14 protein-coding genes, 1 tRNA gene and 1 pseudogene are annotated in these 20,965 nt (G+C 53.2%); 11 read left to right on the top strand and 5 right to left on the bottom strand.

What is annotated here, in order from left to right:
• Nucleotides 1–61: 61 nt before the first annotated feature.
• A complete protein-coding gene (locus GOV90_RS16150) occupies nt 62–1,261 on the bottom strand; it encodes an ROK family transcriptional regulator (protein WP_171093939.1) in 1,200 nt (399 codons plus the stop codon).
• Nucleotides 1,262–1,447: 186 nt separating this feature from the next.
• Between GOV90_RS16150 and GOV90_RS16145 the strand changes: the two genes are divergently transcribed.
• The 7 genes and pseudogenes from GOV90_RS16145 to GOV90_RS16115 all read left to right on the top strand — a co-directional run bounded on the left by GOV90_RS16145 (nt 1,448) and on the right by GOV90_RS16115 (nt 9,840).
• Nucleotides 1,448–2,467, top strand: a complete 1,020-nt coding sequence (locus GOV90_RS16145; protein WP_171093906.1) for a sugar ABC transporter substrate-binding protein — start codon at nt 1,448–1,450, stop codon at nt 2,465–2,467.
• Between the two features lie 116 nt (nt 2,468–2,583).
• Nucleotides 2,584–3,654 (top strand): ABC transporter permease, encoded by a 1,071-nt coding sequence (locus GOV90_RS16140; RefSeq protein WP_171093905.1) that lies wholly within the window; start codon nt 2,584–2,586, stop codon nt 3,652–3,654.
• Complete coding sequence (locus GOV90_RS16135) at nt 3,654–4,436, top strand: ATP-binding cassette domain-containing protein (protein ID WP_171093903.1); 783 nt, start codon at nt 3,654–3,656, stop codon at nt 4,434–4,436. The genes GOV90_RS16140 and GOV90_RS16135 overlap by 1 nt, the downstream gene beginning before the upstream one ends.
• A gap of 338 nt (nt 4,437–4,774) precedes the next feature.
• Nucleotides 4,775–5,104, top strand: coding sequence for a hypothetical protein (locus GOV90_RS16130; RefSeq protein ID WP_171093901.1), 330 nt, complete (start codon nt 4,775–4,777; stop codon nt 5,102–5,104).
• Between the two features lie 93 nt (nt 5,105–5,197).
• A pseudogene (gene fsa / locus GOV90_RS16125) lies at nt 5,198–5,850 on the top strand (fructose-6-phosphate aldolase).
• Nucleotides 5,851–6,387: 537 nt separating this feature from the next.
• Nucleotides 6,388–8,103, top strand: a complete 1,716-nt coding sequence (locus GOV90_RS16120; RefSeq protein ID WP_171093899.1) for an alkaline phosphatase family protein — start codon at nt 6,388–6,390, stop codon at nt 8,101–8,103.
• 432 nt (nt 8,104–8,535) lie between these two features.
• Nucleotides 8,536–9,840 carry a hypothetical protein gene (locus GOV90_RS16115; RefSeq protein ID WP_171093897.1) on the top strand — a complete coding sequence of 435 codons (1,305 nt, stop codon included), beginning with the start codon at nt 8,536–8,538 and terminating at the stop codon, nt 9,838–9,840.
• Between the two features lie 679 nt (nt 9,841–10,519).
• Here GOV90_RS16115 and GOV90_RS16110 read toward each other — a convergent pair.
• Nucleotides 10,520–11,911 carry a tetratricopeptide repeat protein gene (locus GOV90_RS16110; RefSeq protein ID WP_171172871.1) on the bottom strand — a complete coding sequence of 464 codons (1,392 nt, stop codon included), beginning with the start codon at nt 11,909–11,911 and terminating at the stop codon, nt 10,520–10,522.
• A gap of 108 nt (nt 11,912–12,019) precedes the next feature.
• Between GOV90_RS16110 and gntH the strand changes: the two genes are divergently transcribed.
• The 4 genes from gntH (at nt 12,020) to GOV90_RS16090 (ending at nt 17,212) form a co-directional block, all read left to right on the top strand.
• Nucleotides 12,020–13,351 carry a guanitoxin biosynthesis MBL fold metallo-hydrolase GntH gene (gene gntH / locus GOV90_RS16105; protein ID WP_171105476.1) on the top strand — a complete coding sequence of 444 codons (1,332 nt, stop codon included), beginning with the start codon at nt 12,020–12,022 and terminating at the stop codon, nt 13,349–13,351.
• A gap of 67 nt (nt 13,352–13,418) precedes the next feature.
• Nucleotides 13,419–14,228, top strand: a complete 810-nt coding sequence (locus GOV90_RS16100) for a hypothetical protein (protein WP_171093891.1) — start codon at nt 13,419–13,421, stop codon at nt 14,226–14,228.
• Nucleotides 14,179–15,948, top strand: a complete 1,770-nt coding sequence (locus GOV90_RS16095; protein WP_171093889.1) for a hypothetical protein — start codon at nt 14,179–14,181, stop codon at nt 15,946–15,948. Before GOV90_RS16100 ends, GOV90_RS16095 begins: the two co-directional genes overlap by 50 nt.
• Before the next feature lie 19 nt (nt 15,949–15,967).
• Nucleotides 15,968–17,212 carry a HupE/UreJ family protein gene (locus GOV90_RS16090; protein WP_171093886.1) on the top strand — a complete coding sequence of 415 codons (1,245 nt, stop codon included), beginning with the start codon at nt 15,968–15,970 and terminating at the stop codon, nt 17,210–17,212.
• Nucleotides 17,213–18,165: 953 nt separating this feature from the next.
• Here GOV90_RS16090 and GOV90_RS16085 read toward each other — a convergent pair.
• From GOV90_RS16085 to GOV90_RS16075, 3 genes are all read right to left on the bottom strand, one after another.
• Nucleotides 18,166–19,389, bottom strand: a complete 1,224-nt coding sequence (locus GOV90_RS16085) for a site-specific integrase (RefSeq protein WP_174825471.1) — start codon at nt 19,387–19,389, stop codon at nt 18,166–18,168.
• A gap of 120 nt (nt 19,390–19,509) precedes the next feature.
• Nucleotides 19,510–19,599, bottom strand: a tRNA-Ser gene (locus tag GOV90_RS16080).
• A 254-nt stretch (nt 19,600–19,853) separates the two neighbouring features.
• Nucleotides 19,854–20,750, bottom strand: coding sequence for a MurR/RpiR family transcriptional regulator (locus tag GOV90_RS16075; protein WP_171093884.1), 897 nt, complete (start codon nt 20,748–20,750; stop codon nt 19,854–19,856).
• Nucleotides 20,751–20,965 lie beyond the last annotated feature (215 nt).

Below are 20,965 nucleotides of genomic sequence, written 5' to 3'. Positions count from 1 at the left end.
CTTGGTCCTCCGTTTCCTAAACATAGCGGTGGACCAGTTCAAATGGGGAGGCTCACTTCGGCTACATTCCAGAAAGCCCAGCATTGGTATTCAATAGAAACTGGCGGAAAATTGGGCTGCTAGCCGCCCCGATGCCGCGAGCGTTTTCCCCAACCGCAGCGGCCTCAACGACCGGAGGAATCAAGCCGCGTTTGTCTTGGTTGACTAAGTAACGGCGAACCCTAGACACCAGTTCTTCCCGAACCTCAGGCGGGAACGCGCCATCGATAAAAATGGCCTCGAAGTCGATGACAGCACAGATTGAAAGAGCAGCCTTGGCCAATTCTTGCGCTGTGGTGCCAATCCACGGCTCGACATAGCGAGAAATGCTGCTCCAATCTTGCGGCTTCTCCCATAGAATCCCCGGGTCGACACCCGCTTCGATCAATCGGTCCTCGAGCAAAAACAGCGACGCCGTGTCGATCAGTTGCTGGCTTTCACCCAAAGGACCGGTCGTGCGCATGGCACCCAATGCACCGGCATTGCCTTGGTTGCCTTCGAACACGGTGCCGTTCAGCGCAACACCGCCGCCGATCATTGAGCCAATAAAGAAGTAGAAGTAGTCCCGGTATTCTGCCCCACGCCCATACAGATGTTCTGCGTGACATGCGGCTGTTGCGTCGTTGACCACAAAAACCGGCAGATCGCTGAACTTGGCAACCTCGGAAAAGAAGTTCACGTTTCTCCAGGACCGAAATTTTTTTGCGGCAAGCCCAGACAGATCGTGCCATTTCCAAAGTTCGAATGGGGTCCCGATCCCGATCCCACAAACACGATCACGAAGCCTCTGAGGCTCGTGGGACAAAAGCGTGTCCAAACCAGTTTCCAAAAACCCGAAAATGACCTCTGGTAGCGGATAGTCATAAGTCGTGGAAAGTTGGCGGCGTGGTGTACCTGTAAAGTCGATCAAGAGCAGGTCGGCGCTACGCCGCCCGATCTTCATCCCAACCGACAAGATACCTTCCGGGTTCAATTCCATTGGGATCGAGGGCTTTCCAACTTTCCCGCGCAGTGGGGTTCCACGCTTAAGAATCGCATCCTTTTCAAGCTTGCGCAGAATGATTGATACAGTCTGAGGAGAAAGGCCCGTTAATCGCGCGACGTCGGCGCCTGCGGTGGGGCCATGTCGTTGTAAAACTGTCAAAATCAGACGTTCGTTGTGATCGCGAACCCCGCTTTGACTTACCCCGCCGGTCAGTGTTCTGAGCGCCTCTTTCTCCATAATCCTGAACATAAACACCTTGTTTTCTTATGAAAAGACGTCTGGGTAAATTAATAAATAAACTTTATTTATTTATTGACAGGAAGGCTAGAATCACAGTTTCTTGAATAAGACCTTCATTGGAGGATGAGGGCGAGCCTCGTTGGCGGGCCATGCGGGGCAACAACAATTTTCTGGGAGGACAACATGAAAAATCTATTCAAGATTGCCGCGTCTGCTACCGCGCTTACAGTGGCTGCGGCGTCTGCTCACGCGGCCGGAGAAACCGTTTGCCTGATCACTAAGACAGATACCAATCCATTCTTTGTAAAGATGAAAGAAGGCGCAACGGCCAAAGCTGAAGAGCTTGGAATGACCCTTAAGGCGTTTGCAGGTAAGGTGGACGGCGACCATGAAACGCAGGTGCAAGCCATTGAAACCTGCATTCTCGACGGCGCAAAAGGCATCCTGCTTACGGCGTCCGACACAAGCTCGATTGTCCCTGCGGTTCAGCAAGCGCGGGATGCCGGTCTTTTGGTGATCGCGTTGGACACACCGCTAAGCCCGATTGACTCTGCCGATGCCACATTTGCCACGGACAACTACAAGGCAGGCCTGCTTATTGGACAGTGGGCGAAGGCCAAGATGGGCGATGCAGCCGCGGATGCAAAGATTGCAACGCTTGATCTGAACGTTAGCCAGCCCACCGTAGACGTCTTGCGCAATCAGGGTTTCCTCGACGGCTTCGGGGTGGAATTGGCAGATCCCAACGTCATCGGAGACGAAACCGACGCACGACTGGTTGGCAGTGACGTGACGGACGGCAACGAAGAAGGCGGGCGTCGCGCGATGGAGAACCTGCTGGCCAAGGACTCGTCCATCAACGTTGTGCACACGATCAACGAACCGGCAGCAGCCGGTGCCTACGAGGCGCTCAAATCCATTGGACGCGAAAATGATGTATTGATCGTCTCGGTCGATGGCGGCTGCCCCGGGGTCCAGAATGTGGAAGCTGGCGTTATCGGGGCCACCAGCCAACAATATCCGCTGTTGATGGCGTCACTTGGCGTTGAAGCTATCAAGAAATGGGCCGACGAAGGCGTGAAGCCAGAAAACACTCCTGGCAAGGACTTCTACGATACGGGCGTTGCTCTGATCACCGATCAACCGGTTGATGGGGTGGAATCCATTTCAGTCGCAGAAGGTCTGGAGCTCTGCTGGGGCTAAGCAAAGACTTTATGGATGAGGCGCACCTGAGCGCCTCATCATTCCATTCACCATAAAACTGAAACTTCCTGTAAGCTGACCTCGTGGGACAACGCGATCCACGAAAAGGGGGAGAGATGTCCGAAGCAAACCAAGATGCCCAGGAATTTGAAACTGCGGCCAGTCGAACAGAAACTGTTGCAGAGTTCGAAGACCATCGGCGCGGCGTTCTAGGGAAGTTGCAGCATCTTCTCCACGTCAACCCATCTTTCGTGCCCCTGATCGTTCTGGTCGGTGCAATCCTGATCTTCGGGCTGCTTTTGGGCTCCAAGTTTTTCTCGCCATTTGCGATGACCCTGATCCTGCAGCAGGTCCAGATTGTCGGCATTGTGGCGGCAGCACAGAGCCTTGTCATTCTGACCGCAGGCATCGACCTGAGCGTCGGTGCGATCATGGTGTTCTCGTCCGTGATCATGGGGCAGTTCACCTTTCGATATGGTATCCCCGTGCCCGTTGCAGTGTTTTGCGGCCTCGCCGTTGGCACCGCAATCGGAGCGATCAACGGCTGGCTTGTCAGTCGCGTTAAACTGCCCCCGTTCATCGTGACGCTGGGCATGTGGCAAATCGTTCTGGCCACCAATTTCTTGTATTCCGCAAACGAAACCATCCGCAGTCAGGATATTGAGGCCAACGCCCCCTTCCTGCAATTCTTTGGCACCAAGTTCAGCATCGGCGGCGCCACATTCACTGTTGGCGTGATGTTCATGCTAATCCTGATTTTCGTGCTTGCCTACGCGCTGAAACACACCGCCTGGGGCAGGCATGTCTACGCGGTCGGGGATGACCCCGAGGCCGCCGAGCTGTCCGGTGTCAACGTCCACAGAACCCTTATGTCCGTCTACATGCTGTCTGGTCTAATCTGCGCCTTCGCGGGTTGGGCTCTGATCGGGCGCATCGGATCTGTTTCGCCAACGTCCGGCCAATTGGCCAACATTGAAAGTATCACAGCGGTTGTGATCGGTGGCATCTCTCTGTTCGGTGGACGGGGCTCGATTCTGGGGTCGCTGTTCGGGGCACTGATCGTCGGTGTGTTCACCCTTGGGCTGAGGCTGTTGGGTGCAGATGCGCAGTGGACCTTCCTGCTCATCGGTCTTCTCATCATCGCAGCGGTCGCCGTTGACCAGTGGATCAGAAAGGTATCGGGCTAATGTCAGACGCAACTCCAGTCGTCCAAGGACGTGGGATCGTGAAGCGCTATGGCCACGTGACCGCCATCGATCACTCCGATTTTGAACTGCGGCAAGGAGAAATTCTGGCGGTGATCGGGGACAACGGCGCGGGCAAGTCTTCCATCGTAAAGGCAATCTGCGGCGCCACGATCCCGGATGAAGGCGAGATTCTGATTGAAGGAAAGAAGGTAAACTTTACCTCTCCAATCGACGCCCGGAATATGGGTATCGAAATCGTCTATCAGCAACTTGCCATGTCTCCTGCCCTGTCGATTGCGGACAACATGTTCATGGGGCGAGAGATCCGCAAACCGGGTTTCATGGGCAAGTACATGCGTCAGCTCGACCGCCCCGCCATGGAGAAGTTCGCACGGGACAAACTGACCGAGCTTGGCCTGATGACCGTCCAGTCGATCAATCAGGCGGTAGAGACACTGTCCGGTGGCCAGCGACAGGGCGTGGCCGTTGCGCGCGCAGCGGCCTTTGCGACCAAGTTCATCATCATGGACGAACCGACGGCTGCGTTGGGCGTGAAAGAGAGCCGCAAAGTACTTGAACTGATCCAAGATGTGCGGGCTCGCGGCATTCCGATCATCCTGATCAGTCACAACATGCCGCATGTCTTCGAGGTCGCTGACCGAATTCACGTGCACCGGCTGGGCAAAAGACTCTGTACGATTGACCCCAAGGATTACACGATGTCTGACGCTGTGGCCTTTATGACCGGAGCCAAGGAACCACCAAAAGAAGACGCCGCGTGATTGAGCAGGATGCAAGGCGCGTGTGCGACTTGATCACCTCCCGGAGGCAGGTTGGGGTTCGGACGATTGCCGCAATCGCCAGCCCCCCTGCATCAGGAAAGTCGACCCTGGCGGAAACCGTTGTGCAATTGCTGAGCGCATAACAGAGCTCGACGGTTTCGTTGGCTACACTGGTGCCTGTAGATGGCTACCATGTGGACAACCGTATACTTGAAGCGCGAGGTTGGTTGGCGAGAAGGGGCGCGTCAGAGAGCTTCGATGCAGTTGGATTTTGCACCGCAATCAGGGCGTTGTAATCCGCGCATGACGAGTCTTTTCACCCCAATTTTGACCGTCAAATGGATCTAACCATTGCCAACGCGATTGCGGTTCACCCGGACACTCCAACTGTTGTTGTCGAGGCGAAAGACCTTTTGATGGATAGCGACCCGTGGAGAATGCTAGCGGATGTTTGTGTTGCGACGGTTTTTGTCAGCCCAAACATGGGTGAACTCGAAAAGCGGTTGCAACACCGTTGGATCAAGCCTGGATTTGATCCGAAAGCCGCCTTGCAACGCGCGAAAACGAACGATCTGCCCAACGTTGAACGTGTCATCCGTGATAGCCGGAAAGCCGATCTTACACTGAACCAGAATTACACCGAATTCGGGATGCGCCACGCATTCTGAATTTGCGCATTGGATTTGCCCATCCGTTAAAGTAGCACCTCTCGGCGAGTTCAGGTGCAACCAAAATCACTCCATTCACGATGAGGAAACCTCATGAAGTTCTTTGTGGGCACAGCAGAAGTAGACAAGATCAAAGACCTTAGAGGCTTTGGATTAGTAGATGGTATCACCACCAACCCAAGCCTGATTGCCAAGTCCGACCGCAATTTCAAAGAAGTTGTCGCCGAAATTTGCACCCTGACAGATACACCCGTGTCGGCAGAAGTTGCAGCCCTGGACACTGCGGGAATGATTGCAGAGGGGCGGCATCTTGCAGCAATCGCCGACAACGTTGTTGTCAAACTGCTGCTGACTCTTGATGGCCTCAGGGCCTGTGCTCATCAAAAAAGGTAGGGATCAGCACAAACGTCACACTCTGTTTCTCAGCCAATCAGGCACTCTTGGCGGCAAAAGCGGGTGCAACCTGTATATCGCCTTTCATTGGCAGATTGGACGACATCAATCTGGATGGGGTCGACCTCATTAGAGGTATCCGGAGCATCTTCAACAATTATAACATTGAAACTGAAATCATTGCAGTATCCATCAGAAGCCCCAATCACATAACCGAGGCTGCTTTGGCCGGATCAGACATTGCCACGATACCCCCGTTCGTCATCCGCAAACTAGTCGCACATTCGCTGACGGACGCTGGCATTGAACAGTTTCTTTTTGATTGGAAGTCTGCAGGGCAATCGATTCTATAATGGGCTTTCATTTTGATTGAAACGGGATGACCAGAGCCAGACCTTGAGCGGCTGAGTAGCAAGGCCATGTTTTGGGACATAAAACTAAATGAGACGCTCCTTGATTTGACAAACTGGCCGAGTTTCGCGGGAAACTGACGAAACTTCTCTTCAATAGCGGCATGAACATTGCGGCAACAGCAGACCGCTCCAACGTCCGCTTTGTTGAAGTGACTGGAGACTTTGGAGCGGTCGCAGCGACACGTCCGTTTCCCGCCCCGAGCGTCGGACTCAAACGTACTCTATTGGGCTGAAACCGGGCATCCAGAGGCCTAAGTGCAATGGGGGCTTTGTCCGCATTTCGGTGTTTGCAAAGCACGACGACGAAGCTCCGGTTTGGGCCGTCTGCTACCCTCCGGCGCAAGCTGGCCAATGGTGGAAAAGTCCCGCAAGGCAGACATTCACTGTATTTACCCGAATGCCCGAATGACCGCACCGAGCCCAAAGCGGACGTTCAAAAGAGCCTCTTTAGTGACCCTCAGTAGGCGATGGACCCAAATGCTGGTATTCAGAGAATTGGGTAGTTCTATGAGGTCAAAAATGCAGCGATCATTTGCTTTAGTCTCAACACTCCTTTTTTTAATTTCCACGACGGCAGCTAGAGCAACGGAAGACATCCGACTCGTTGTGCAAATCACAATTGACGGGCTGCGCGGAGACTTGATTTCTCGTTATGAGGCCGCCTTCGGCGAAGCCGGCTTCAAAAGGCTTATGGAAAGCGGCATCTGGTACACCGACGCTCATCATCGTCACGCCAACACCGAAACCATTGTTGGTCACGCGACACTCGCTACAGGAGCCCATCCCTCTGAGCATGGAATGATTGGCAATGCCTGGTTCAACAGGGCTGAAGAGCGATTGGGTTACAATATTGAAGATCCGGACTACCCGATGTTGCCGGTTCCAGGCTTCGGTGGAAACGTTGATCAAGTTGACCCGACACAAGCCGCTGCTGCGACTTCGGGCCGTTCTCCCGTTAACTTGTTGGCGACGACGTTCGGAGACGAGCTGGTGAAAGCCAATGCCGGTCGATCAAAAGTGTTTTCCGTATCTGGTAAAGACCGTTCGGCGGTTGCAATGGCAGGGCATTCTGGAAAAGCTTTGTGGCTGTCGGCGGCTACAGGGGCATTTGAAACAAGTAAATTTTACTATGACGCTTATCCCGATTGGGTTCTCGATTGGAATTCCAAACGCCCCGCAGATGCTAAGATCGAAAGTGAATGGTGGCCGGAGTGTTCAGACGCACCGTACCTAATGGAAAGAAAGGAACGCTCCTTCGTAACGAACCTTGGCACTTTCGGTCGCACCTTCCCCCATTTCTATGGAACCCCGGATGATGGGCTATATTACACGCAGGTCCTGTTGTCGCCGCATGGGGATCGGATCACGGCCGACTTTGCAAAAACTGTAGTCAAAGAGGAGGGGCTTGGTGATGACGAATGGCCAGACTACCTAAGCGTCAGTTTTTCTGGCGTTGACGCAACCAACCATTTCTTTGGACCATCCAGCCTAGAAAATGAAGAAGTGGTGCGTTGTTTGGATGAGACATTGGCAGATTTCTTTGAGTTTATGGATCGAGAGGTTGGACTTGCGAATGTGCTTTACGTGCTTTCCGCCGATCATGGCATGCCGGAAGCGCCAGAAGAGATGGCCGAAGCCGGGCTTTCGACATTCCGTAACTCCACCGAAACACTGATGATGGATGTGAATTCGGTCATCGTCGATGAGTTTGGAGTGGAGTCCGCAATACAGTACTTTTTCCGCCCTTACGTTTATCTGGACAATGCCGCAATTGAAGCGTCAGGCGCCGACCGGCGTGCAATTGAACGACGCATCGTCAATATCCTGATGGCTGCGTCTGGCATTAAGCTTGCGATGCCGACCGAACCGCTTGCTGAACAGCGAGGCCATACCCTTGAAGAGCAGATCCGGCGAAATTATCACCCAGCGCGCTCTGGCGACATTTATGTCGTGCAAACGCCTTATTCATTTCTCTTCGAGGATGGTCCAATTGCTGTAATGCACGGATCGCCTTGGCGATACGACACACATGTTCCAATCATTTTTGCTGGTCCTGGTATCAAGCCTGCTCGTGTTAGCCGCCCTGTTTCCACGGTAGACGTCGCCGTCACTCTGAGCACTATTCTTGGTATCAGCCAACCTAGCAGTGCTGCCGGTGAAGCATTGAGTGAGATTGGCGTTACTATTCCATGAGCGGTCTTGTCTTTTAGTCGAGTGACCGACGGTTAGACTCCTCGCTGAAGAAAACAGCGATCTTTGGCCCAATCTCCCTAGTTTGGCTAAATTTAGAGTGGCCTAAACGGACAGCAGGTTTGTCCGCATAGCAGTCGTTCAAATTTAGCAAAGCGACTGACCGAACCGAACCCATAGCGGACCGGCACCGTAAATCGAACTACTGCTTTGGAGAGTGCCAAATAGGTGAAGTGTAGGCGCGTTCCGGACGCTGCCTGTTGAATTCGACTGGGGCGCGCAGAAATTTCAGTCGCTAAGGGCTTCTGACGTGTAGTTCCTACTCGCAGCATTCATTGCAATCGCTGTTTTCGGTCAATTTTAGTGCATTCGAAGGTATGAATACCTTAAATAGTCATGTACTTTGGCTAGTTTAGGTATTTGCGCAGGTTAGCCATGGAAAGACCTCTTTCGAAGAAGAAACTGATCGGGCTGGCCAAGCAGATCAATGCGGGCGAGCGGATCAGCGCAGAAGTCACTGCGGCGTTTCTGAATCACAGGTTTCCCGACAATACCTCTTTCGGAAAATTCATGCTGCGGGTTGCAGCATGGATTTCTCTATTCTTCGCCTCCGTTCTGGTGATCTTTCCCGAAGTTGGAGAAAAAATGATTGAGATCCTGCCTGGCTTTTTTCTTCTTCCTGAACGGCTGGCCAAAGCGCTCGACTATCTATGGGGATTAGTTGGGAAACCGGTTAAGAAACAGCATCTTATGTATCACCTCCCAAACATTATTATTTACGCTTTTGGCGTTGCCGGAATCCGGTTGCTTTGGCGGAAAATCCATAAAAACAACTGGAAAGATCAGGTGGAAGAGGCTCGCAAAAAACTGGAGACCGCCCTTGTCGAGGGAACGGGACGCTTTGACTTTAAACCTGGGTTTTCGTTTCTCTTTGCCGGCGACGGCGACCGGATCGCAAAAAGTCTGGTTTTGGATGATCCCACGCTCGGACCAACGATTTCTTCTGTACGTCCTAACTATTCGCCATTATGGGGACGCTTTTCGGCTCAAGATGGAGAAGACGGATTTGAAAAAGTTTTAGAACAGTTCAATGCAAAAGATGCGGGCGAATATATTCTTTTCCCGGTCGTTGACGATCATTTGTTCCTACCGGGACCCGAGGAATATGACACTCCGCCATATCGAGTCGAGATTGCTGTTCGACGAATCCGGGAATTTGAGAAATCGCAGGACTGGGAAAAAAAACGCATCCTCATTGTCGGAGATCGAGAACAAGCGAGCCGCTTTGTAACTGCCTCGGAAAACGGGATTGTCGAATCCGAGATCGATCAGGTCACACTGAACTCGATTGCACGGACATATGAGAATGTGACACTAGTCGATCCAACCGATGTGACATTGCAAAAGATCATCGAAGTCGCCGACGGCAGACAGATACTGTTTAGGGCATCAGTGCGAGGAGAAGAGAAATACCGTGCGGCCTTCTATCATCGATTGGCTTTGCTTGGTTATGAACCTGCACGTGAGGGCAGCCTTACCGTCGGTTACGACGTGACCGACCTGGAAACTGAGCACCAGATTGTTGCCAAAAGTCATTCGGATTATCTGCCAGTCATACTGTCCCGTGAAGTGTTCGACTTATTGTCCGAACGATATCTGTCTCGTGGTCAATTCATCTTCGTTCCGCGATTGGTCAAAAAAGAGCTTCAAAAGCTTGTCGCAATTGACAAAGTTGAATAGCGAAAACTGCGGCCAGTTTGCCGTGCGGGCCCAGCTGTTTTGGGTTTCTAGCACGCCGGATCGCAACGGAGTCTGGCGTGCAACCGTCAGGGGAACCATTGCCTCGTAAGAGCGGCACGTTTTACCAAGTTCTCGAACCACAGGTCTTTCCTCAACACATTGATCGATCATCACGCAGAATGGCACCTGCCTAAAGTGTTGCTCGCGAGACTAGGCAGGGGCTTCGGGTCAATGTTGGTATCGTCTGACCTTTTCCAAGATCCTTGAATACTGCCGCTCGATGATGGACGTTATTATCCAGTTTCGCAAAACTGGAGATCATCGGCGGCCACTAGCCGTCAGGGTGCTCAGGAAGGAATCAGTATAGGATCTTGGCACCCGATGGGGGAGAGGTCGGAGTAAGCGTTTTCGGTCGAGCAGATATCCCGCAAGGCCAAGCCGACGTTCAAGCACCTGCGGAAAATGGCCGCAAAGAGCCCACTTTGATCGATGCTGCACGATGCCCCAATGACCGTAGTACGTAGTAAAGCAGGCTTTGCATAAACTGAAAAAACGTCCCTTATCTGGCTTTCCCATAACGACCTAAACCGCGCACTGGTGGTGTGAGTTTCAACCTGAGCACCGGATCCAGCAAAGACTATTTTGACCATGGCATCGTTACCAGATGCTGTGCATCACCCTATCGTACTGGGCTTACCCAGCCTTGTTTTCGTAACTCGCGTAGCACGGCTTCTGCGTTCTCGACGTCTTTGTGGATACTTTTGAGCATCGCATCTATCGGCGCTTCTGGCCATGCACGCTCAAGTTCAGCCAGTTTGGCTTTAGCGGAATTGTCTTGCCCCATGGCTGACAACGCCGCCGTTACATAAGCTAGTGAAGGAGCGCTGAGTGGATCGCCAAGTTGCTTTGCTTCTTCAAAGCGCTCTACCGTTGTTTGATAATCGCCCAGATGAAAGTGCGTCGCACCCGAAATGTTTCGATTGGCAAACCTCTGGTTGCTGGAATTCAGCAACGAGAGCCTGTCTGCGGTCTCGATTGCCTCCTCAAATGCGCCCGAAAACAAAGCCACAGCGCCAAGAAAGTCGAGGACTGCTCCATCATTCGGATCAAGTTTTGAGGCCCGTCTACTGAGTTGCAGAGCGGCGTCATAGTCGCGATTGGCGAAAAAGGCCCAGCTTTTGGCAGACTGGCTCCAGGCTTGGTCTGGAGCAAGGCTGACGGCTTGGCTCGCCAGCTTCATGGCGGCATCAGCATATTCGGTCTTGGCATCGGACGGCGGAGTTATCACCGCAAGGGACGCGAGTGCCTGTGCTGCACCAGCATATCCACCGAAATACTCTGGGTCGATCTCGATCACGCCTTCGAACACGGACAGAACCAGTAACTGGCGCTGTCGGTCGAAGATCGGAAATATCATTGTCCGCGCTTGTTGCGCCAAATTGAATGCTTGCAATGCGGCTGGGGACTTTTCGTAAATAGCCACTCGCTGCAAGTACGCGTTCGAGTCAGTTGCAGATAGACCTCCCACTTCGGCAGAAGCAGTTTCTTGTCCATCTTGGGCAAGACCAACTGCGACCAACGCACCAACGACGGCCCCAATCGTAAACGCCCCTATGGGTAGTCCAAAGCGTTGGGCATTTGTTGAGATTGATAATGCACTGATTTCAGAGGCATTTTCGAACCGCGGCCTATATCCACCGCTATCGATACACATTCGTACCGGATCATCCTTTCCAATACCCTCGTAATGCAGTTCCAAGAACTGGCGAAGCCGCCGAACGTCGACGCGAACGATGTTTTCCGGATCGGTCCCCTCTGAGGTATCGCGGTCATAAACATCTTGAGCGATAGTCTTGCTGCGAATTTGATCGCCCCGTCCAGCGAGCTCTTCCTCGACGATGTACGTCAGGAACGCCTGAAGTCTATCGGATCCATCTAGATGAGCGTCAGCAAGTAGCCTGCCAAGGGCAGTGCGTTTCTCACTGTCCGAGATGTCTTTGGAATACCTCACCATATTCTTATTTTTGCAGCTATCAGCGCGTGAGTCACGCCGATATTCACCGTGAGTCACTTACGTGAATGCTTCCTAAGCCTCAGACTGATAACCGAATTAGCGGGCCGGAATGCGAAATTCCGCATTCCCAGCTTGCCAATCTACTAAGCGACTGGAGGATGACACATGGCCCAACGTATGAACTACAGGAGTCTTAGCAAGCACTTCGCAATCGGTGTAGTATTTGGCGCTTGGGCTGTTTCTCCACAAGCGGTCACTGAAGCCGTCATCGATTTAGTTGCGCCTTCGGCAGCATATGCGCAGGAAACAGATGAAGTTTCACCGACGACGGTGCGTGATCGCCCGCGCGATGTATACTACCCCAATACCGAAGATCTTGCCGAAGACGAGATGCGGGTCATCGCGTGTGGAACCGGAATGCCGACAACGCGGGCTGCACAGGCTGCTGCGTGTTTCCTTGTGGAACTAGGCAACGGAGACAAGTTCTTGTTCGACATTGGCTCGGGATCGGCAGAGAGAATTTCTTCCCTGCAAATCCCATACAATTATTTGGACAAGGTCTTTATCGGCCATCTTCATACTGACCATTTCGGCGCGTTGCATGACCTTTTCATCGGTGGCGCATTGATGGGCAGAAACGTTCCGTTGCGGGTTTGGGGTCCAAGCGGGCCCGTGGAAGAGTTAGGGACAGCCTATGCGCTTGAAAATATGCGCCGTATGTTGACCTGGGACCTTGCAGCGCGTGCTGGCAATACTGATTTTCGCGGATACAGCTTGGAAATCAACGAGTTCGACTACAAAGGTGAAAACCAAGTGGTCTACGAGAACAATGGTGTCACGATCCGCTCCTTCCCAGCGATCCACGCGATTGATGGCTCGGTCAGTTATGCTTTGGAGTGGAATGGGCTGAAGTTTGTGTTCAGCTCGGATACCTATCCGAACAAATGGTTCAAGGAATATGCAAAGAACGCAGATCTCGCGATCCACGAGTGTTTCATCGCCGTTCCTGAACTGGTCTCCAAGATGAAGTTTACACCTGAATCTGCACTGCTGGTCGGAACCCAAGTCCACACAGCACCTGAAGCCTTTGGCAAGGTGATGAGCGACATCCAACCAAGACTGGCCGTCGCGTACCACTTCTTCAACGATTTCGACACGGTCAACTCGGTCTACCAGCGCATTCGTTCGACCTATGACGGGCCGCTCAGTCTCGCGGACGATTTTATGGTCTGGAACGTTACTAAGGACGACATAACCATCCGTATGGCCGCAACCGAAGAAAGAACTTGGGCACCGCCATTAGCTGCTCCGGCGCAAGCACCCGACATGCAAGATCGGGTCAATTTCTCCGAAAAAGCTGGTGTGCCGCAAGATGTTCTAACGTTCTCAGAGTTCACCCTCGGTGGTGTTGACGACGTAGATGATGTTTTGCGTCCGATCTACGAGGAAGCTTCTGAAGTGCTAGGCAAAGATTTCCCGTATCCGGGCGATGATTAGAGTCAAATTCGACCGGCGCGATTTCAACACGCGCCGCCGGTTCTTTCAATTCTGATTGGAAATCTCCATGCGGCATACCTCAGTGTTTTCTCGCTATTTGGTTTGTGTTGGATGGTTGCTTGTCGCGATATCCCACGCGGCAAACGCCCAGTCACTTGCACGTTCTGAAGATGATGAAGGCGGTTGGCGACACTCAATCACGCCCTATCTTTTTCTACCGCTCAGCACGACTGGCACATCAACCATTGATGGTACTAGCGTCGGTTTGGACTTGAGCCTGAGCGAGGTGCTGGACGTGCTGCAAGGCGCAGCTTCCGTACGCTACGAAGGCTGGAACGGGGATTTCGGGATCATCTCCGAGGTCTACTACGTAAGGCTCGGTGAAGACGGAACCTTACCGAGTGGAAATGCAAACGTTGATGTTGATGTCCGGCAGACTTTTGTAAACGTTCAGGGGGCTTACCGATTTGCGAACGGGGTCAATGCTTGGGGTCGCCGCTATGCAGCAGATGTAGCAATTGGTGTTCAGTGGAACCGGCTAAAACAAGAAATCTACATTGCGGGTCCTGGACCCGGTGTAACGCTGGGCGGAACAGAGGATTGGTTCGAGCCTATGATCGCGCTCCGCTATGCGATGGAAATCAACGATAAATGGAGTTTCGCCAGCCGCGCTGAACTGAGTGGCTTCGGTGTGAATGGCGATGACCTGCAATACCTGCTTCTGGCTGGGCTTGACTGGAAAGGCTGGGAGAACACGTCATTGCGGTTTGGCTATCAGTTCTATGGAATTGACTATTCCACTGACCGCTCAGGTGGGGAGTTTGCTTATGATGTGGACCAGAATGGCATCTATGCTGCTGTCGCGTTTCATTTCTAGGATTGGCGAATGCAGCAAGACATGGGTTTGGGTGGGCTCAGCGCTCGCCAGTTTCGCGATTGGCGCAAACCCATCGATTGCTGATCTTGTGTCCCCCTACGGCGGAGAAACCGCACCGAACTTTGTCGAGCTTTCGGTGCAGCCTGATCATGTGCGGGTTATCCTTGAGGTCGATTTGAACGACTATCCCTTATTCGTCATTCCAGATGATGGTTCGGGTACGTCTCTGGCCGAGCGTACGGGTCGAAACCTTCGAATCTGGGCAGACGAAGAGGAACTTACCAGCACAACGAATACGATTGATGTGCGTCCCAGAATTTCCCGGCAAACAGCAACGAGCGCACAGTATCGACCGCGACCCCGCAGCGAAAATGTTGTCTACGTCGATATGGAGTTTCCGTTCGCTGGTAAACCCGAACGGATCAAGTTCATTCCCCCCCTAAGTTCAGACGGGATTCCCTTGGCTTCACTTGGGGTTGTGGCCGAGCATATGGGCGTTCCGGTGACAGACTATCGTTACCTTTCTCAGGCTGAGACAATACTACCGGACTGGGACGATCCTTGGTTTAGCAAATTTGAGAACCCAAACCTCACCCGACACCACAAGTCCCCGATGATGTCTTTTCTGGCGATGGAACCACGTGTCGTTCGGCACGAGATCATATTGCGTTTGAAAGACTATGAGACTTGGGCGGATTTGGACTTTGGAGACGCTGATCGGCTGACCACAGATGATGTCACCAGGATCAAGTCTGGCGTTTCGGACTTTTTTAAGACTAAAAACCCGCTCGCCGTCGACGGCAAGCCGATGAAACCGGAAACTGTGCAGGTCTCACGTATCAAAGTTGGGGCCGAAGGTTTGCGTGTTCTTCCGGATGAAGCGGAGGCAAACCGAAAGACGATGCTGTTGGGTGTTGTCCTTTCCTATCCGGTTGCGACCTTGCCGAACCGAGTTGATCTGGCATGGGAGCTTTTCCCAGATGGCCTGGATGTTATTCCGATCACCCTCTCTGATCCGGCAGGGGCGGTCCCCTCGCAGATTTATGCAACTGACCCCGTTGTAAGTTGGAACAACCACCTGAAAACTTGGACAAACCCAAAAACGGAGCCTGTCGTTGTCAAAGTCGCAGGTGTAGCTCAGGTGCCTTCGTTTGCGTTCGGCTTGGGTTTTCTGTGTTTGATATGTGCCTTTTTTTCGTTTCAGCGTGCAAACGGTCAGCGCCTGATCTTGCTTGGCCTGACCGGGGCATTCGGTGCAGCTGCGATTGTCACATATTCGCTGAAAATCCCATCGACAGCGCCCGAGCCGGATGAGATCGCGACGCGCCAAATCGTAGAAGGGCTGGTGACCAACATCGCCACCACGATGCTTGAGGTGCGAGATGACAATGCCGTGGCAGCGATGGAGCCATATGTCGAAGCAATCAATCGCGACAAGGTTCAAGCAGAAATGCGTCGGGGTCTGTCAGTTACTTTGCCCTCTGGCGCTATGGCTCGCGTCGAAGCGATTTCAAACCTGAATGTCGAGCGCTTCGCGCCAGGCGAGGACAGAAATCAGCATCAGGTCCTCGCCAAGTGGACCGCCCGTGTGAGCGGAGGTCATTGGGGGCACTTACATAGGCAAGCGGTTTCCTATCGAGGCTTGCTAGACGTTTCGCGGCACGGCGATCATTGGATGCTTGATGACCTGACGATTATCCGCGCCAAAACGGAAGGGTAGTTCAATGGTGGTCGTAAGGTTGTTCTTTGCCACATACTTCTTGGCCGTGGTCTTTTTGACTGCTGACAGAGCAGAGGCGCATTTCAATCTAAACCAGAATGTCCGCATTCATCATGTGGCTGACTCAGAAGATGGGCTTGATGTCTATTTGCGCCTTCCGATGCCCTTTTTGGTTGCGGAACTCGTCGGTCCCGAAGGTCCGGACGGTTTGCCTGCACCGGCTCCGTACACATACAATCTGATAGAAGATGGCGTACTTATGCACTACTTAGATCAGGCCGCATTTCGCAAAGACCCAACCGGCCTGGCTCGTATTGCTGAAAACGGCTTTGTGCTATCTATCGACGGTCACCGACAAACACCGGAAATTGTCTCGATAAGACTGCACCCGTTGGGGCAAGAGCCCGGATTTGCAACGCTCAATGAGGCACGCGCGGCACTTCTGCCAAGAGATGTTTTTCCAACAACCGAGGAGATTTATGTTGGCGAGGTGATGGTTGACGTTCATCTGCGCTTTGGGACGGGAGAAGTTGAAGCATATAGTTTATCCTACACTTCTGATCCGGGACTTCCTGGGCAAGACAAAACAGCGAATCTGATACTCGATTATAACGGGCAAGATGTTCGGACATTTCGTGCGAGGGGCTTGATGCATACCCCGGTCGAAGTTTCCGGATCAGCGGCCGCCGCCGCTTCGACCTTTATTGCAGAGGGAATCCGGCACATTTTGGAAGGTCCAGATCATGTTCTTTTTGTGCTTTGCATGATCATCGGCGCCTTGAACTTGCACAGCCTTTTGGCCCGCGTCACCGGCTTTACCTTGGGCCACACGGTAACACTGATTTTGGGTTTTTTTGGCTTCGCGCCGAGCGGAGCGTGGTTCATACCTACTGTCGAACTGGCAATAGCACTTTCAATAATCTACTCAGCTGCAATGGCGGTTCGGCCGCCAGAGAAGGGACACGGCGACCTGAAGGCTTTTACCGTCACGTCCGGCATTGGGTTGCTGCACGGGTTTGGGTTCTCCTTCATGTTGCACCAAATTCTGCAAGTCGATGCACCGAACGTTTGGCACAGCTTGCTGGCCTTCAATGTTGGAGTTGAGGTTGGACAAGTTATGATCGTTTTTTTGGTCTGGCCATTGGTGTTGTTCCTGCGCAAACAACCAGGTCGTATTTGGATCGGCTCTCGCGCTGTCGTTGCCGTATGTGCAAGTCTGGTCGCAATGGTTTGGGTAGTGGAACGGGCAGAGTATTTTCTGTGATACCCGCTATTTGAATCCTGTACTGCTTTGCACAGTAAGCAGACCTTCACCTAGATTTGTTGAACGTCAACTTTGTCCGCAAAGTTGAATTTCAAGCAAGTTGTAGCGAACGACCACATTGGGCTTGGAGCAGCCATCCAAGCACTCCGCTCGAACGACTGCTTTGCCTTGCTTGCGAGGCCGTGCCGAGTCAGTCGATCAATTTCTGCAGTGCCCTGTCAGCGCGGATAAGTTCATTGATCGGCTTGTGCATTTCCTCGGTTTCTCTCGACCGTTCCCCATGCTCCCAAGACGGATGGCTTAGTCCCGCAGCATGCCCACCTTTAGCACCATGCATTCGGCAGACGCTCTAGCCCTGAACGGCGGGTGCGCGACATCGCTTGTCGATGGACTTTGCTGTGGCTGTGCATCTGGGCGCATTCCAGAGCCGCTTGGTAGGGTCCAGGAGGCTGTCGTTGGTTTGTGTCATTACCCTGCCCCCGTTTTGAACATTACCAACGATTGCCTGCCCACCTTCTCTGACCTCGACGCGTTCAACACGGACGGTTTGATCTGCCTTGGAGCGATACCTTTTCAGGGTTTCAACCTGGCTCGTGAAGGTCCGCGCAAGCTTATTGAGCGCTCGTTCTGCTGAATCTTGCTGCGGGAGAATTTTTTAAATGGTTCAAGCGGCGCGCCATCATCATCGTGGCCTGATGAATTGCACCCATTTGGATCGCAAGCATGGCTTCGATCTCGTCTTGCGGCCTGACCCCGGCGACAACGGACATCACAAAGTTCGATGCGGTTTCAGAAACCGAGCTGTCCTGTTGTCTTAGACCAGTCGATTTTCGGAGTTTCGACACCCGACTTCGACAGAATATCTTGAGCGCGTTGATGCTCGGGAAAACCGAGGGCAGTGTCGAACTGCTCACCTAAGTTTTGGCCAGAAAAAATTCTCTTGCGCCGCCCCATCAGGCGGTGCTCTCGTTCTGAATTGTTCCACCAGAAATCCAAACAGACCAACGAAGCATAATTTCCTGCCGCCTTTCCAACAAATCCGACCGTGCATAGGCCCGCTCCACATCGGACCCAACCTGATGGGCCAAAGCCGCTTCCGCCAATTCACGTGGTGCGTTTGCGGCCTCCGCCGCCCAGTCCCGAAACGAACTGCAGAAGCCATGCACGGTGACGCCATCCTGCCGCATCCGGCGCAGCAGCATCAGCATAGACATGTTCGACAACGGCTGATGCCGCTTTTGCCCCTCGAACACATAGTCAGAGGCCAGCGCGCGCAACGGCTTCAGAATGGCCAGCATGTCTTCGGTGAGAGGGAAGCGATGGACCTGCCCGCCTTTCATGCGCTCCGCAGGTATGGTCCATAGGCGCGCATCGAAATCGACCTCGGGCCATTTCATCTCCAGCACCTCTGAGGTTCGGCAGGTGGTCAAAATAGTGAACTGCAACGCCTTGGCGGCCATGGCCGAGTGGGTCTGCAACCCGGCATAGAACGCGGGCACCTCTTGCCACGGCATCGCGTCATCGTGCTGCACCTTGGCTTTGACGGAGGGCAGTACCTTGCCTTCGCGGATCGCAGTCACCGGGTTCTCGCCCGAGCGGAAGCCCTTGGACTTTGCCACGTCGAGCACTGTCTTGATCCGCTGCGACAATCGCTTTGCGGTTTCGTGTTTCTCGGTCCAGATTGGCGACAGGCACATCAGCACTTCGGGCTGATCGATGCTGTCCACGGGCATACGGCCGATCTTCAGGAACGCGTAGTCGCGCAAGGTGTTGAGCCACTGCTGCCCATGTTTGGCATTCTTCCATGTCGGCAGGCGGTCGATGTGGACCTGTCTGCTGAGCTCTTCGAAGGTCGGGATCTCGCGCTTTGCACTGAAACGCGGGTTCAACCCGGCTTTCGCCATCCGACGATATTCGAGCGCTCTTTCTCGGGCCTGGTTCAAAGTCACGACATCAGCGCCGCCCAAACCGAAGTCAGTTCGCAGCGGTGCGCCCTTTCGGTTCTTCTGTCCTTTGACCGTTACGCGTACGATCCAACGCCGCGCGCCCGAGGGATCGACAACAAGGTACAAGCCAGAACCGTCGCCATGCCGACCCGGACCGAAATTCTCTACCAGCTTCTTTGTAAGCTTCCCGCTGAGCGCAGCAATGAAAATACCACAAAATATACCGCTCAATTAAACAAATTAAGTGCAACTCAGTAAAACTCAAGGTGATACTGCAAAGTGGTAAGTGCTGATTATATTTTAGTTTACGGCACGTTGAGCGCGCCATGACAACTCATTCAAATAGGTTGATGGCGGAGACGAAGGGATTCGAACCCTCGAGACGGTTTCCCGCCTACTCCCTTAGCAGGGGAGCGCCTTCGACCACTCGGCCACGTCTCCGCCGACGGGTATATCCTTGCAAACGCTGGAAATACAAGGCCATTTGTCGAAGGTTTGACAGTTTTATTGAATTTTCCGGAAATCCTTGAAATTGCTTGGATTCACGTGGCGAATGGTGAATTACGACGCAGTTTACACACTGTTTTTCAATCTGCGCATCGCCAAGGCATTTCAAAACTCGAGCCCAAAGCAAAGGGCGCGTAACCTGAGTCTTGCGCAATCTGCCGATCACAACCTGTGTCAACTGAACCGCTTCAACTGGGCCATTCGGGTTCAGCCGCGTAGATGCCAAGTTGATGGCGGCGGCGGTGGAACCGCTCGACCCGTTCGACGATCTCGTCGCTGGAAACGGCGATCACAAAGGACAGCAGGGTTTCAAGCAATGCTATGGTTGAAACGGACGACGGGAAAAATTGGGGCGTATCTGCAGATACAACGAATCCGTGATGGGCGTTCAGGATGACAGGGCTGGCCGGGCTGTCCGATATCCCCACAACTGTCAGGCCCTGTTGCCGCGCCAGTTTGATCGCCTCGATCACTTCGGTGCGGTAAGGGTGACAGGTTATTGCGATCAACACATCCTGTTCGTCAGCCCATGCCAGATCATCGACCGGCGTGGATCCGGGGCGTGGAATGGCGAGGAACTGCTTCATTCCAGTGGAGGCCAGGTAGGTGAAATTGCGCGCGTTTGAGTTGTTTACGCCCACGCCCAAAGTGAAAATCTGCCGACAATTCCAGATGTCTTCTGCAGCCGATTTCAAGCGCTCAGCGTCAATACCGGCAAAGGTTTCTTCGATGTTCCGTATCGCTGCACCGATCATGTCGGCGTAAAGTGTACCCAGCTCTCCGGACTTACCGATGTCTTGCAGCCAACGGGCGCGGTCCGGGAACGAGATTTGACCCTTGCGGATCGCGTCGCGAAACGGTTCGCGGAAATCGTCATACCCGTCAAAGCCAACTTGCCGTGCCATGCGTACAAAGGTGTTGGGCTTAACCTTTGCAGCCTCGGCAATTTCACGCACGGTCGAAACCCCAACATCCGTTGGGTTTTCCAAAACATACCGTGCGGCTTTTTGCGCTTCGGGTGTGAGGGCGTCCCACTCGTCAGTCAGGCGGTTCAGGACAGCTTGGGATACGTTTGTGTCATTCATGGTTGACGATGGTACAAATGTGAAATTAGCGTGTCGAGCAGAAACGCGACTCGCGATAAGGAACGATCATGTCCGCGAACGAATTGCCATCACTCTCGGATGCGGTGATCGCTGACTATGACTAATTTGCCATGGACGTGAAGCGTATTGCGCACAGGTGCAACTGTGCTTGCGAAAAAACCACCGCGCCAGCCGACGAACAGCGCATTGCGCGC

Origin of the sequence: Ruegeria sp. HKCCA5929 (assembly GCF_013034525.1) — a bacterium.
Taxonomy (GTDB): domain Bacteria; phylum Pseudomonadota; class Alphaproteobacteria; order Rhodobacterales; family Rhodobacteraceae; genus Ruegeria.
The sequence above is the reverse complement of the archived record's forward strand: the minus strand, read 5'-3'. Positions and strand labels throughout refer to the sequence as shown.

What these genes read in the sequence shown, in the direction of transcription:
- GOV90_RS16150 (WP_171093939.1), bottom strand. Translation starts at nt 1,261, where the DNA reads ATGGAGAAAGAGGCGCTCAGAACACTGACCGGCGGGGTAAGTCAAAGC.
- GOV90_RS16145 (WP_171093906.1), top strand. Translation starts at nt 1,448, where the DNA reads ATGAAAAATCTATTCAAGATTGCCGCGTCTGCTACCGCGCTTACAGTG.
- GOV90_RS16140 (WP_171093905.1), top strand. Translation starts at nt 2,584, where the DNA reads ATGTCCGAAGCAAACCAAGATGCCCAGGAATTTGAAACTGCGGCCAGT.
- GOV90_RS16135 (WP_171093903.1), top strand. Translation starts at nt 3,654, where the DNA reads ATGTCAGACGCAACTCCAGTCGTCCAAGGACGTGGGATCGTGAAGCGC.
- GOV90_RS16130 (WP_171093901.1), top strand. Translation starts at nt 4,775, where the DNA reads ATGGATCTAACCATTGCCAACGCGATTGCGGTTCACCCGGACACTCCA.
- GOV90_RS16120 (WP_171093899.1), top strand. Translation starts at nt 6,388, where the DNA reads ATGCTGGTATTCAGAGAATTGGGTAGTTCTATGAGGTCAAAAATGCAG.
- GOV90_RS16115 (WP_171093897.1), top strand. Translation starts at nt 8,536, where the DNA reads ATGGAAAGACCTCTTTCGAAGAAGAAACTGATCGGGCTGGCCAAGCAG.
- gntH (WP_171105476.1), top strand. Translation starts at nt 12,020, where the DNA reads ATGGCCCAACGTATGAACTACAGGAGTCTTAGCAAGCACTTCGCAATC.
- GOV90_RS16100 (WP_171093891.1), top strand. Translation starts at nt 13,419, where the DNA reads ATGCGGCATACCTCAGTGTTTTCTCGCTATTTGGTTTGTGTTGGATGG.
- GOV90_RS16095 (WP_171093889.1), top strand. Translation starts at nt 14,179, where the DNA reads ATGATGTGGACCAGAATGGCATCTATGCTGCTGTCGCGTTTCATTTCT.
- GOV90_RS16075 (WP_171093884.1), bottom strand. Translation starts at nt 20,750, where the DNA reads ATGAATGACACAAACGTATCCCAAGCTGTCCTGAACCGCCTGACTGAC.